The sequence below is a fragment of the Alcanivorax sp. HI0007 genome (assembly GCF_001635525.1).
GTDB lineage: Bacteria > Pseudomonadota > Gammaproteobacteria > Pseudomonadales > Alcanivoracaceae > Alcanivorax.
This window is the reverse complement of the sequence record NZ_LWEJ01000084.1, coordinates 64,778-77,700: the sequence shown is the minus strand read 5'-3', so window position 1 is coordinate 77,700 and position 12,923 is coordinate 64,778. Positions and strand designations below refer to the sequence as shown.

General features: G+C 58.1%; 11 protein-coding genes and 1 tRNA gene. 4 read left to right on the top strand and 8 right to left on the bottom strand.

The genetic code is table 11. The features are described 5' to 3' along the window. Positions 1–5: 5 nt before the first annotated feature. Positions 6–437, bottom strand: a complete 432-nt coding sequence (locus tag A3714_RS04365; protein WP_062816225.1) for an SRPBCC domain-containing protein — start codon at positions 435–437, stop codon at positions 6–8. A gap of 211 nt (positions 438–648) precedes the next feature. Between A3714_RS04365 and A3714_RS04360 the strand changes: the two genes are divergently transcribed. Both A3714_RS04360 and A3714_RS04355 read left to right on the top strand, forming a co-directional pair. After that, entirely contained in the window at positions 649–1,668 is a 1,020-nt protein-coding gene (locus A3714_RS04360; RefSeq protein WP_063509496.1) for an AraC family transcriptional regulator, read from the top strand. A 97-nt stretch (positions 1,669–1,765) separates the two neighbouring features. Next, positions 1,766–2,830, top strand: coding sequence for a transporter (locus A3714_RS04355; protein ID WP_063509497.1), 1,065 nt, complete (start codon positions 1,766–1,768; stop codon positions 2,828–2,830). A gap of 61 nt (positions 2,831–2,891) precedes the next feature. Here the strand turns inward: A3714_RS04355 and A3714_RS04350 are convergent. From A3714_RS04350 to A3714_RS04320, 7 genes are all read right to left on the bottom strand, one after another. Then, positions 2,892–2,967 (bottom strand) — tRNA-Thr (locus A3714_RS04350). Positions 2,968–3,028: 61 nt separating this feature from the next. Next, complete coding sequence (locus A3714_RS04345) at positions 3,029–4,540, bottom strand: 4-hydroxyphenylacetate 3-hydroxylase family protein (RefSeq protein WP_062816222.1); 1,512 nt, start codon at positions 4,538–4,540, stop codon at positions 3,029–3,031. Positions 4,541–4,886: 346 nt separating this feature from the next. Then, a complete protein-coding gene (gene msrB / locus A3714_RS04340) occupies positions 4,887–5,318 on the bottom strand; it encodes a peptide-methionine (R)-S-oxide reductase MsrB (protein ID WP_063509498.1) in 432 nt (143 codons plus the stop codon). Next, positions 5,315–5,941 carry a peptide-methionine (S)-S-oxide reductase MsrA gene (gene msrA / locus A3714_RS04335; protein WP_063509499.1) on the bottom strand — a complete coding sequence of 209 codons (627 nt, stop codon included), beginning with the start codon at positions 5,939–5,941 and terminating at the stop codon, positions 5,315–5,317. The genes msrB and msrA overlap by 4 nt, the downstream gene beginning before the upstream one ends. 156 nt (positions 5,942–6,097) lie before the next feature. Continuing rightward, on the bottom strand, positions 6,098–7,240 hold the full coding sequence (locus A3714_RS04330) for a CaiB/BaiF CoA-transferase family protein (protein WP_063508797.1): 1,143 nt from the start codon (positions 7,238–7,240) through the stop codon (positions 6,098–6,100). 18 nt (positions 7,241–7,258) lie between these two features. Then, a complete protein-coding gene (locus tag A3714_RS04325; RefSeq protein WP_063508796.1) occupies positions 7,259–7,867 on the bottom strand; it encodes a hypothetical protein in 609 nt (202 codons plus the stop codon). Positions 7,868–8,036: 169 nt separating this feature from the next. Continuing rightward, positions 8,037–10,019: a neutral/alkaline non-lysosomal ceramidase N-terminal domain-containing protein gene (locus tag A3714_RS04320; RefSeq protein WP_082850710.1), complete on the bottom strand. Its 1,983-nt coding sequence runs from the start codon at positions 10,017–10,019 to the stop codon at positions 8,037–8,039. Between the two features lie 244 nt (positions 10,020–10,263). On the opposite strand from A3714_RS04320, the gene A3714_RS04315 reads away from it, so the two are divergent. Then, positions 10,264–11,355 carry an OmpA family protein gene (locus A3714_RS04315; RefSeq protein ID WP_063508598.1) on the top strand — a complete coding sequence of 364 codons (1,092 nt, stop codon included), beginning with the start codon at positions 10,264–10,266 and terminating at the stop codon, positions 11,353–11,355. Between the two features lie 23 nt (positions 11,356–11,378). Beyond that, positions 11,379–12,800 (top strand): thrombospondin type 3 repeat-containing protein, encoded by a 1,422-nt coding sequence (locus A3714_RS04310; RefSeq protein ID WP_231866004.1) that lies wholly within the window; start codon positions 11,379–11,381, stop codon positions 12,798–12,800. Positions 12,801–12,923 lie beyond the last annotated feature (123 nt).

Here is a 12,923-nt window from a genome sequence, read left to right as displayed (position 1 = left end):
AACAATCAGAACATGGCAGCGTATTCTGCCGCAAAGCGGGTATCGAAGCGGTGAATCAGTTTGCCGGCGGGCCAGGCGAGCAGGGTGAGCAGCCCTTCAGTCCATTCTTCCTGGTGGACGCGACAGCCACCCTGGCCGTCATCGATAAAGGTGAATCGATGGGTGATACGCGCGAAGGGAAGATGCAAGCCCCAGGTGATACGCTCGTTTTCCTTGTATTCCATCACCCGGACCACCACCGGCGCCGGCGGCAGCCCGGGCAAGTCTGCCACGAACAGTAGCAGGGCGCCGGGGCGCCAGTTGCCATTCAGCAGTCGGGCATGACGCACCACCGAGCACCAGTTCTGCCAGTTGGTTGCGTCGGTGAACAATTTGAAGGCCTGTTTGCGCGAGGCCCGGGTGTCGGTGACCTCGTCGACCAGATAGCGTTTGAGCATAATCGATCCGGTTGTTGATTGGGGTAACAGCAGGAAGCTGGATGAGGTGTTACACCTATGCCCTGACCCGCTTCGCGAGGGGGTTATTCAGGGCTCTCTAGAGTACTCACTGTCCGAGGGAACCTCCAGTAGGTCAAACGGGCCAATCCCCGGCCGCTGGTTGACCTGCCCGATACCTTTGCCTAGTTTCTGGGGATTGCGAGGAAACATCATGAACACAACGTTGCTTCCGGCTTCCATTCTTCCCGGCCTTCTTGAAGTCTCCCTGCGCGGGCGTCTGGATGTGCAGTCCCTGTTCGAACGGGCCGGTATTGATGCGGACATTGTCGGACGCAATGACCGGTTCATCAGCCTGCTGCAGCTGGATGAACTGCTTTATTCCGCGTTCAGTGAAAGCGATGATCCCTTGTTCGGTTTGCAGGTGGGGGCCGACAATCATTACGGCAACCTGGATCTACTGGGTAACCTGATGGCAACGGCCGACACCCTGGAACAGGGGTTGGCCATGCTTTTTCGGTACAAGGATCTGGTGGTTCCGTACCTGGATTTCTCTCTGACGACCAGCGGCGACGAAGTGATGCTGGCAGTGGCCAGCAAGGATCCGAGCCTGCGCTTTACCGCCACCCGGACCCATAATGAAGTGGTGGTGGCCACCATGGTGGCCATCGGACGCTCCTTGCTGGCGGGTGACATGCCAGTAAGGAGTGCCTGGTTTCTCCATGACGAGCCGCTGGCCGAACACCTTGCGGTTTACCAGCGGTTTTTCCAGTGCCCGCTGTACTTCGCCCAACAGCACAATGCCATCACGATTCCGGGCAGTCTGTTAGCCGAGCCGTTGCCGAGGGCCTATCCCAAGTATAATGAACGTCTGCGCAAATCCGCGGATCAGGTGTTGTCCGGTCTGTCGCGGGCTGCGGGCGTCTCCGGTCAGGTGATCAAGCAGCTGGAAATCATGCTGGGAGGCCAGACGGTGACCATGGAAGCGGTAGCCGATGCGCTCGCCATGACCCCTCGCACCCTTCAGCGACGGCTTCAGGAGGAGGGCACCCGCTTCGCCCAGCTCCGCGACCAGGTCCGTCATCAGCATGCCTGTCAGGTACTGCGCGGCCCGGGTTGTGACATGCAGGCACTGGCCATGGAGCTGGGCTTTTCCGATACCGCCAATTTCTACCATGCCTTCAAGCGCTGGCAGGGTTGTGCCCCCGGGCAATATCGCAAGCAATTCTCCTGATACAGGCGCTCCTCACAGCTGCGACGTTTTGCCACATTGGTTTTGCCCGCAGCATCGTTAGGCTGCCCACTTCTGTTATTCAGTGGGGAGGCGACACATGCCCAAGACAGCAAAACTTCTCGTGGTGGCAACGGCCATGGCCAGCGTGGGCCAGGTTCAGGCTCATTATGATGGCGGTCGGGCCGACAGCCATGCGCCGATTTCAGTGATGGGTGACCACACCCATGGCAAAGGCGAATGGATGCTGTCCTATCGTTATATGGGCATGGGGATGAGTGGTGCCAGGTCCGGCAGTGAATCCCTGAGTACCAACGAGGCCTTCGGCGAGATTCCCGGCATGGGCATGATGAACATGAAGGCATTGCCCGACGAGATGACCATGCACATGCACATGCTCGGGGGCATGTACGCGCCGACGGACAATCTCACCCTGATGGCCATGCTGCCGTATACCACCAACAAGATGACCACCAAAACTCGCATGACCATGATGATGAACACCATGGATGACGAGTTCGACACCGAAACCTCCGGTATTGGTGATGCCAGCATCGGTGGCCTCTACAAGTTCTTCGACCAGGATGGCTATCGTCTTCATTTGAACCTGGTGTTGGGGTTGCCCACCGGCTCTATTGATGAAGAAGACTATGTGCCCATGCAGGGCAAGGAGATCCAGTTGCCATATCCCATGCAGTTGGGGTCTGGCAGCTACGAGGCACGCCCGGGCATTACCCTGAACAAGCAATACCAAAGCTGGAGCTGGGGTGCGCAGGTGAGTGCCAGAATCGCACTGGATGAGAATGATCAGGGTTACAAACTGGGTTCCCGACGTTACCTGACGGCCTGGGCAGCGAAGCCAGTCAGTCCCTGGGCCTCTGTCTCTCTGGCGGCCTACAAAAGCTGGTGGTCGGACATTCATGGCCAGGCGGAAGATCTGACCATTTCACCCAACATGAATCCTGCCGCCGATCCGGACGCCAAGGGTGGGCAGCGACTGGATATCGGCCTGGGGCTGAACCTGTTGGGCAAGAACGGCACACTGAAGGGCCATCGTTTGGCGCTGGAATACAAGGCCCCGGTTCACCAATCCCTGCATGGTGTCCAGATGGAAACCGACTACACCTTCACGGTGGGTTGGCAGAAGGCCTTCGGCGGGAAATAAGAGGTTGTCGCAGGATGGACCAAAAAAAGCCGCCTTAAAAGGCGGCTTTTTTATGATTCGATGGTGCCGGAACGCGGAATCGAACCGCGGACCTACTGATTACGAATCAGTTGCTCTACCGACTGAGCTATCCCGGCATGCCCGTTATTCAGAGCGGCGCTAGTTTAGCAGGACGCCCCGGGCTGGCAAGTAGCGGCGTCAAGAAACCTGCTTGATGCCGGCCAGTTTGCGGGCGTGCCATTTCTTGGCGTCCACATCCATGCCGCGCAGGATCTGTATGCGCTGTGCCTGGGGGCTCCCGGCGCCGTGCATGGATTCGGTGAGGTACCCGACGGCGTTACGACCCAGCGTCATGTTTTCGATCAGGCGCAGGATGCGCATGCGGTCTTCGGTGGGAATGTCGTCCCGCCCTTTCAGGAAACGGCGGATAATGTCGCCGGCTTCCTGGTTTTCCAGGTCTTTCTCGCTGGGCATGGTGACCATGATGCCGCCGGCCAGATCCTGTGCCAGTCGGGAGATTTCATAGGGAAAGCGGGTCACGTTGTGCTTGCACACGTTGGACAGCATGGCGTCGTTCATGAAGATGCCGCTGGGCATCTGCTTGGCCTCGTGGGAGCTGGCGATGCCTGAGGAGTAGATGGTTTCGTTCAGGTGCACCATTTCCACCAGCTTGTCGCGAATATGGCTGATTTTCTCCAGGCCGTTGTATTCGGCAATGGACGCGGCGGCACCCACCAGCACATCGCCCAGGCCGGTTTTGCACACATAGCTGGCCCGGTGATAGGCGGTGAAACGGGCCACCATGTCCTGGGCAAATTCGTACTCGCCGTCCATGAAAACATGCTCATGGGGAATAAAGACGTCATCGAAATAGACCAGGACTTCCTGGCCGCCATATTCGGCATTGCCCTGATCGATGTCGCCACCTTCCATAGCCCGGGTATCGCAGCTCTGGCGGCCGTAGATATAGGTGATGCCTTCCGCGTCGCCGGGGATCATGCCGACCACCGCATAATCCCGGTCGTCTTCAGTCAGGTTCATGGTGGGCATGACGCAGATCCAGTGCTGATTCCAGCCACCGGTCATATGGGCTTTCACGCCTTTCACGTAAATGCCCTTGTCCGTGCGACGGGTCACGCGCATGAACATGTCCGGATCACTCTGCTGGGCCGGGCGCTTGCTGCGATCGCCCTTGGGGTCAGTCATGCCGGCGGCGATGAGGATGTTCTTGCGCTGCGCTTCTGCGAGAAAATCCAGGAAACGCTGGTGATACTGTGTGCCATGCTTCTCGTCGATCTCGTAGGTAATCGAATGCAGCACGCTGATGGTGTCCAGGCCGGTGCAACGTTGAAAACAGGTCCCGGTAATCTGCCCCATGCGGCGTTGCATCTTGTTCTTTTTCACCAGGTCTGCCGGCGATTCCACGATGTGCAGAAAGCGGTTCACCGGAGCATCAATCAGCGGTGACCAGGCCGTGGCCAATTCCGGATCCTCAATGGCCAGATCGTAACTAGCACGCAGGGCATTGATGCTGGGTTTGATGATCGGGTGGTCAGCGGGTTCGTCGATCAGTTCGCCGAACAGGAATAGGCGGGTGCCGCGGTTGCGCAGGCTAGCCAGGTAATCCTCACCGGTTTTCAGGACAGAAAAGCGATTCCAGCGCTGTTCAGCGCTTTCCTCGCGGCGCGGGGCAGGGGTCGCGGCGTTCATGTTGCCTCCTGTGATTTCCATTGCAGGGTATTGTGACTTGGGGGTCACATCCGATGGTATACAGGGTGTTGCGGGAGGCAATGACAGAAACGGCCGCTGTACGCTGCGGTCAAGTCAGGGGTGCTGTGGTGCCGGGATGGCTGGCTGTAGGAGCGTCGCTTGCGGCGCGATAACTAACCCAGGATTAAAAGCTTTTTCACCACTGTGGGCACACACAGAGCACACAGAGAAAAAACAGTCTTTTCCTCAGTGATCTCTGTGTCCTCTGTGGTAATACGTCTTTTCAGGTTTTGGTTTATCGTGCCGCCAGCGACGTTATTCGCTTCGCACCTACGGATGGGGTGGGTCAATCCTGTGCCTTGAACACCATCGACGCCGAATTCAGGCAATAGCGCAGGCCGGTAGGGGGCGGTCCGTCCGGGAAGACATGCCCCAGGTGGCCGTCGCAGCGGGCACAGCGGATTTCCACCCGGACCATGCCATGGCTGGTGTCGCGCAGTTCGCGGATATGCTCCGGGTCAAAGGGCTGGTAAAAGCTGGGCCAGCCCGTACCGGATTCGAATTTGGCGCTGGCGGCGAAAAGTGGCAGCTCGCACAATTTGCAGTGGTAGACGCCATTTTCCTTGTTGTCGAGCAGGCCACCGCAGAAGGGAGGTTCCGTGCCCTGATTGAGGAGAATGCGTCTTTCCTCGGCGGTGAGGCTTTCCGCGCGTTGCTGTTTTTCCGTGTCACTGAGAGGGGTCAGATCATGACCGCTGGCGGAATGTGTTGCGCTCATTGGGTGTCCCCCTTGAGCAGATCGGGAAAGGCGTGGATGAGCTTTTCCACCTTGGGTTTGGCCACGTGAACGATATAGCCCTGATTCGGGTTGTGATTGGCGAAGTTCTGGTGGTAATCCTCGCCCCGGTAGAAAGTTTCCAGGGGCTCCAGTGTGGTCACGATGGGCGCGGTAAAGGCCCCGGCGTTTTCCAGCTGCTGGATATAGGCCCCGGCCACCGCTTTTTCTTCCGCACTCTGATAGAAAATGGCGGAGCGGTACTGGGTGCCCCGGTCGTTGCCCTGGCGATCTTTCTGGGTCGGGTCGTGGGCGACGGAGAAGAACACCTTGAGCAATTGACCATAGCTGATCACCTTGCTGTCGTAGGCGATTTCCACCGCTTCCGCGTGACCGGTGGTGCCGGTGCAGACCGCCTCATAATTGGCGCGGGAGGCATGGCCACCGGTATAACCAGACGTGACCGCCAATACGCCGTCCAGATTGAGGTAAACCGCTTCCACACACCAGAAGCATCCCCCCGCCAATATGGCTTTGCGGATGCCATCCGTTGGCAGGTCGTCCACCGGATCCGGGAAGCGTTCCGGATGAATGGCCAGGGATGTTCCGGGTATTACTGCACTCATGGAGTCCTCCGCGGGTAAGAATGTCCCGGCGCGTGGCCGGGGGCTACTGGCCTGAAACTGGCTGTTGGAGCTTTGCTTGCAAAGCGAAGGTTTCAGGTTGCACCGCACTTGATCAACCCCTTCCCCTTGCAAGCCAGGCTCTAACAGTCGCTCAGGTCAGTCCTGCTTCACTGCGCCGCTATTGATCAATCTGTCGATCTGTTCGTCACTGAAACCCGCCTGGCGCAGTACCGCCTGGCTGTCGGCTCCGGCGCTGGCCGCGGGTTTGATATCGCTGGCGGCGCTGCGCGAAAAGCGCGGCGTCGGCGCCGGCTGTACGGTGTTGCCAACAGTGACAAAGGAACCTCTTGCCACGTTATGCGGGTGTGAAGGCGCTTCTTCAAGGCTCAATACCGGTGCAAAGCACACGTCGGTACCTTCCATCAACGCGGTCCATTCATCACGGCTCTTGAGTTTGATGACCGCCGCCAGTTTCTGTTTCAGTTCCGGCCATTTGGCCGGGTTCATTTGCTGAGCAAAGTCCTCGGCGGGCAACTCTGCGATGCGGCACAGTTCGGCGTAGAACTGCGGTTCGATACTGCCGATGGACACAAACTTGCCGTCCGCCGTTTCGTAGACCTCATAAAAGTGGGCGCCGGAATCGAGCATATGGGTGCCGCGATTCTCGGTGAACATACCCTGGGCCTTGAGGCCATAGAACATGGCCATGAGGGCAGCGGAGCCTTCCACCATGGAGCTGTCGACCACCTGGCCCTCGCCAGAGCGCTGGGCTTCCAGAGCGGCACAGACCATGCCGAAGGCCAGCATCATGCCGCCACCGCCGAAATCACCCACCAGGTTCAGGGGAATGGCGGGTTTTTCTCCCTGGCGGCCCATGGCATGAAGCGCCCCGGACAGGGAGATGTAGTTCATGTCGTGGCCGGCGGCCTTGGCCAGCGGACCTGTCTGGCCCCAACCGGTCATGCGGCCATAAACCAGTTTGGGGTTACGGGCCAGGCACTGTTCCGGGCCAATGCCCAGGCGTTCGGTCACGCCCGGACGGAAGCCTTCGAACAGGCCGTCGGCGGTTTCACAGAGCTTGAGGACGGTCTCGATGCCTTCCGGGCTTTTCAGGTCCAGGGCCAGGTTCTGGCGATTGCGGAACAGCACGCTATGGCCGATGGCCGCATGTGGGTTGCCGCCGGGGCGGTCAATGCGAATCACGGTGGCACCCATGTCCGCGAGCATCATGCCGCAGAAGGGGCCGGGGCCGATGCCGGCCAGTTCGATAAAGGTCAGTCCGTTCAGTGGGCCAGTCATAGTCTTGGTTTTCCGTTGTCAGGGAATTAACGCGTTTTCTTTGAGTGTTTTGCGCAGGGCCGTACATTGGCTCTTGGCAATGGCAACGGTATTGCTGGCTTCGTGGGTGGTCGCGATGCCGGTCCACAGCGGCTTGCCGTCGGCGTTGATCAACTCGGCACCATGTTGACGCAGGGCCTCGGGCACGTCCTCCGGGGCCAGCTCGCCACCGATGCCGACTTGCCAGGTCGGCGTCATCTCGCCGGCGGACTGGTCCATGGGGTTGAGGCGATTGCCCGACGTGGGTGGCGCCGCGGCATCAATCAACAAGTGGGTCAGTTCCACCACCAGAATCCGTTGCACATCATTGCTTTGCGCCCAGTCGAGAATGCGGTTTTTTCCGCCTTCGTACCATAGCGGTAATTCCTGGTGGCTGAGCAAAATGGTCAACGAACCACTTGAAAATATTTCCTTGCAGGTCAGTTCCCAGGTTTCGCGGGTGTTGCCTTCCGGGGTGTGGGCCACCAGCAGCAATGTGCCCTGAGGAGGGTGGCTTTCGTCGGCGGTAAAGCGGGTGGTGACCTGGGTGGTGCTGGCACAGCCGGCAACGAGAAGGGCGGGTAACAGAAAGCGAAACAGCGGGTGCATGGCGGATCTCCGGGAGAAAAACGGTGCCATCTGGCACGGCATCAGTGTAGCAGTGCCGCGGGTTTGGCTCACCCGTTACCGCGTTACCCTGTTCGGGGTTGTGACGGTGTTGTCAGCCAGTAAGGGCCGTCTCGCAGAACCCGGCAAATCCGTGCGGTTCCGGCACGGATCAGGGCACGGGCGCGGAAAACAGCGGTTGCCTCTCGCCGGTATCGATGGCAAAGCGACAGGGCCGGGACGGCGGCTGTGTGCCGGGGTACCAGCGCACTTCATAGCGACCGGTTTCCTTTTCGGTATCGCGCAGATGAAGAAGCTGCAGCTCGGCACTGTCATCGGTAATTACGTGATCATGGCAATGAATCGCCAGCAGCGGACGATCCAGTGTCATCCGGCTGGCAGCTTCTGCAGACAATTCCAGACTCCAGTAAGGGCCGCTGGTGGCGTTACCCTGATGATGCGTGGGTGCATTTACCCAGCGACGTGGGCCCGGCCCTGTCAGCATTTCAGGAAAATACTGTCGGCTCAGCAGGGAAAAGGTCTGTTGGCGCGGAATCTGGTCGATGTTGCCCTGTTGCTGTAAATCCCGGCTCAGCCTGACGCTTTGCTGTATCAGGAAATCCAGGGTGTGGGGGCCATACAGGGTGTGCCCGCCCTCGTAGTACTGAAGCGCGTATTCCTCCGGGGTCACGGCATAGCCGAAATAGCCATTGGCCAGGCTGGAAATTTCCACCTGCCAGTCGGGGCCCTCAGGCAGGGTAGCGGCTACCGCCTGTCGAATCCGGTTGCCGCTTTCCAGGGTGATTTCCCAGGGCAGGGGGACCAATACCAGCTGATTGATGCGCACGATCTGGAAAAGGGCCTGGTGGGGGAAGCGCTCCGCAGGTAATAACAATTGCAGTTTGGACAACATCCATTGCTTCACGCCCTGGCAGTTATCGGTAAAAAACCGGCGCGGCCAGTTCTCCGCGAGAAACGGCAGGTAAGACACCGGGAAAACCTCATCGCCGTTGGCTGCGCCTGCCACGGAGGCCCCGGCAATCGCCCGCTCGCAAAGCTCGAAGCGCCCCCCCTCTATGTCGTCAAGCAGGTCCAGCTGGCGGCTGGCGATGGCGGTGGTCAGGGTGGGGGAGAGCCGGGGTTCGAGAGAATGAAACAGCCGGATGGCATGGCTCCCCAATGCCTTGCCGATACGTTCTGCCTCCAGGTCACCGCGTAAATCCTCCTGCCAGGCCGGGTTGTTGTCCGCATGGGTGGCCTGGGCAACCCCGTGGATGAATCGTGAGTGGTCACCGGCGAATTCTCTTTCCAGTTCTTCACTGATCCAGTGCCAGACATCCGCATGATAGGGGCGGGTGAAGGGAGGGATGGCTGTGCCATGGATGGAATAGAGGCTGAGTGCTCCGGCGGGCTCGAAATGATCACCCTGGCGTTGATCAATCCGCAACAGTGTCATGGTCGGATTGACTGCCTGCATGGGGTCTGCCGTTGATTGATCCTGATCAGGAAAGTTATTGGCCCAGGCCGCCATGGAGCGGTTGCGGGTAACGCCGAACAGGTCGCTCTGGCCCACCGCAAAGCGGGCTTCGCGCCGGGATTCATAGGCATCGATCACTGCATCGGCAATTCGCTGGCTGAGAAATTCGAACAGGGCCGGGTCGAAGCCGGGTTTATTGCTGCCAAACACGTTATAGAAGTCGCTGCCCAGATACTGGCCGGGGCCAGAGTGGGTATGGGTAACCAGAAGGGTCAGCGCATGGGCGGGCACATCAGTGCGTTCCATGACCAGTTCTGCCACCCGGTGGCGCAGCACCAGCGAGCCGGAGCCGAGGTCCAATTGAACAATGGCAAGGGGAGTCTGCCCCGGACCACTCAGATAGAACGCTCTGGCCTTGAGACGCGTGCGGAAGCCATCAGCATCCCTGGCCCAGGCGGAATAGCCGAATTTGGGCATGCCGATGGGCGGCGTAATGTCCCGTTCGGCGATACCGGCTTTCGCGACGGTCCCCTCAGCTGTTATCGGTTGTGCAGGGAAGGAGAAAGACAGGGTCTGGCGGGGGTAAAATAGGAAAGGCCAGGCGGCGTGCAACACAGCGCCAAGGATAGCGGTCCCCAGGAGGGTTAGCAGTAAAGTGCGGGTGCGGGGGTTGCGCATGGGTAGGTAATCCCTTTTATTTTGCACCATGGTGCCATATCTCGTTTCCAAAGGGACATAAATCCGCTAAAAGTGTCCTCATTGGTTGGTTTTGATACGAAAAGATACGCTCAGAAACAAATGCTGTTGCCAGCAACTATTCGGCAACATTAAAGCAACGTAACGGCACTCGTTGATGGTTTCAAAGCGCGCGCAATCCTATTTCAATAATTGCACAGATCAATCATACCCGAGGGGGGTAACCATGAAAGGATGCATTCGACTCTCTGCACTTGCACTTTCTGTGGCCGTGGCTAACCAGGCGTTCGCAGAAAACAAGTCAGAAGACACTACTCGCCAGTATCTGGCACCCATGGCCAGCTATCTGGTTTTGGACGAAGACCGTGAAATCTCTCGCAAGGGATTGGGTGCAAGCCTGATTTACGGCCGTGAACTGTCTGAACACTGGTGGTGGGAGACTGAAGGTGCCGCATACGGCCTGGATAGTGGCGTCGATGGTGCCACGGATTTTTACCAGTACACCGCCAGCACGGGTCTGGCCTATGCATTCGGTGACCGTGAAGGTTTCACCCCCTTCGTATTGGCCAATATCGGGGCGATCTATAACGATGTGGTGCCGGATGATGACGATGGCGTAGACCTGCATGCCAACGTTGGTATCGGTGCAGTAACGGGGCCCATCTTCGATAACGGCCTGAAACTGCGCGCGGAAGCGCGTTATATGTATGACGACTTTGACGGTGTCACTGGCACCCTGTCCGAAGATGAGGGCGGTTTCAACGACTGGCGTTTCTCTCTGGGTCTGGAAGTGCCGCTTGGCGTGACCAAGGTTGTTGAAGTCGAGAAGATCGTCTACGAAACCCGTGAAGTGGAAAAAATCGTCGAGAAACCCTTCGTGGACAGCGACGGTGACGGTGTGCCGGATGACCGTGACAAGTGCCCGGATACCATCCAGGGCGCCAAGGTCGATTCTGATGGCTGCATGATCACCAACCAGACCATCACCTTCAACAACATCAATTTCGAACTGAACTCCGCGGAGATTACCGCAAGCTCAGGTCCTTCTCTGAATCGTGTGGCCAAGGCGCTGCAGGCCCAGCAGAACTTCAACGTTGAGATTGCCGGCCATACTGACAGCACCGGTTCTGCGTCTTACAACGAGAACCTGTCTGACCAGCGTGCCAAATCCGTACGCCAATACCTGATTGAGCAGGGCATTGATGCCGATCGCCTTACCGCTCGCGGTTACGGTGAACTGGAGCCCATTGCCAGCAACGAAAATCAGTCTGGTCGTGCCATGAACCGTCGCGTTGAATTCCGCGTCAGTGAGAAATAGGGGATAACGATATGAACTCGCAAATGAAATTCTTGTTTGCCATTCTCCTGACCGCTCTGCTGGGCATGGGACTGGCAGGCTGTGAAGCGGAAGGTGATGGAAGCAGTGGTGGTAACAACAACCCTGTGACCCGTGATAACGACCAGGACAATGATGGTGTGCCGGATGACGTGGACAACTGTCCCGCTAACGCAAACGCCATGCAGGAAGATCAGGACGGCGACGGCATCGGTGATGTGTGTGATGACGACCGTGATGGTGACGGTGAAGACAACCCCACCGATAACTGTCCGCTGGTTGCCAACCCGAACCAGGAAGATACCGACGGTGACGGTATTGGTGATGCCTGTGACATGAACAACGATCAGGACAACGACGGTATCGATGACGGCGTTGATAATTGCCCGACGATCTTCAATCCTGAGCAGGGTGATGTTGATAACGATGGTATCGGTGATGTCTGTGATGATGATGCCGATGGCGATGGCATCGACAACAACAACGACAACTGCGTATACACCCCGAACAATGATCAGGTGGATACGGATACTGACGGCATCGGTGATGCCTGCGAAGACGACCGCGACGGTGACACCATTCTGGACCCGAATGACAACTGTCTGAACACCCCGAATACGGATCAGGCGGATCAGGATCTGGACGGTATCGGCGATGTGTGCGATGACGACCGTGATGGTGATGGCATCCCCAATGACACCGATAACTGCCCGTTCACTGCCAATGCGGATCAGGCTGATTCCGATGGCAATGGTATTGGCGATGTCTGCGACGGCGGCGGCGGTGATCCCACCGACACCGACGGCGATGGCATTCCGGATGTCAACGATAACTGTCCGATGATTCCGAATGCGGACCAGGCAGACGCGGATGGCGACGGCAAAGGTGACGTGTGTGATGACGACGGTTTCACTTGCTCCGCGGCTACGACTTACCAGCCGCTGACCAATGCAGATTTCACTGCAAACGGTGGTGTGCTGGGTGTTTGCCTCGGATGTAGCGTTGACAGCCCGGAACTGAGCATCGACAACAACAACAGTACCTTTGCCCAGATCAACATTGGCGCGGCACTGGTGTACGGCGGTGGCTTTGTGGCTGCAGTAGCCAACGATACGTCCGTGGATATTGCTGACAGCGTAGTGGGCTTTGTGGTCAGCGACCCAACGTCCCAGCTTGTGAATCTGGAACTGCTCGGCAACTTCACCACCATCCGCTTCTTCAACGATGGAGTAGAGGTTGACAGTGCAACCGTTGGTGGAGGTCTTCTGGATCTGGATCTGCTGGGTCTGGGTGCGAACTCCGATCAGCGATTCATTGCGGCTCCGGCGTCCAGCCAGGCGTTTGATTCCATTCAGCTGGATTACGCTGGCTTGGTGAATGCCAACAAGTCCTTCCGCGTACACGATGTCTGTGTCGGTACTCCCTGATTACTCACGGAAGTGAAAAAAGGGGCCTTCGGGCCCCTTTTTTTGTCTGCGCATTTCTCCAAACGGGCTTTCACGTGACTGCGGCGCAAGCATTGACAAAATAATCGCCTACTTCGCCCTGAA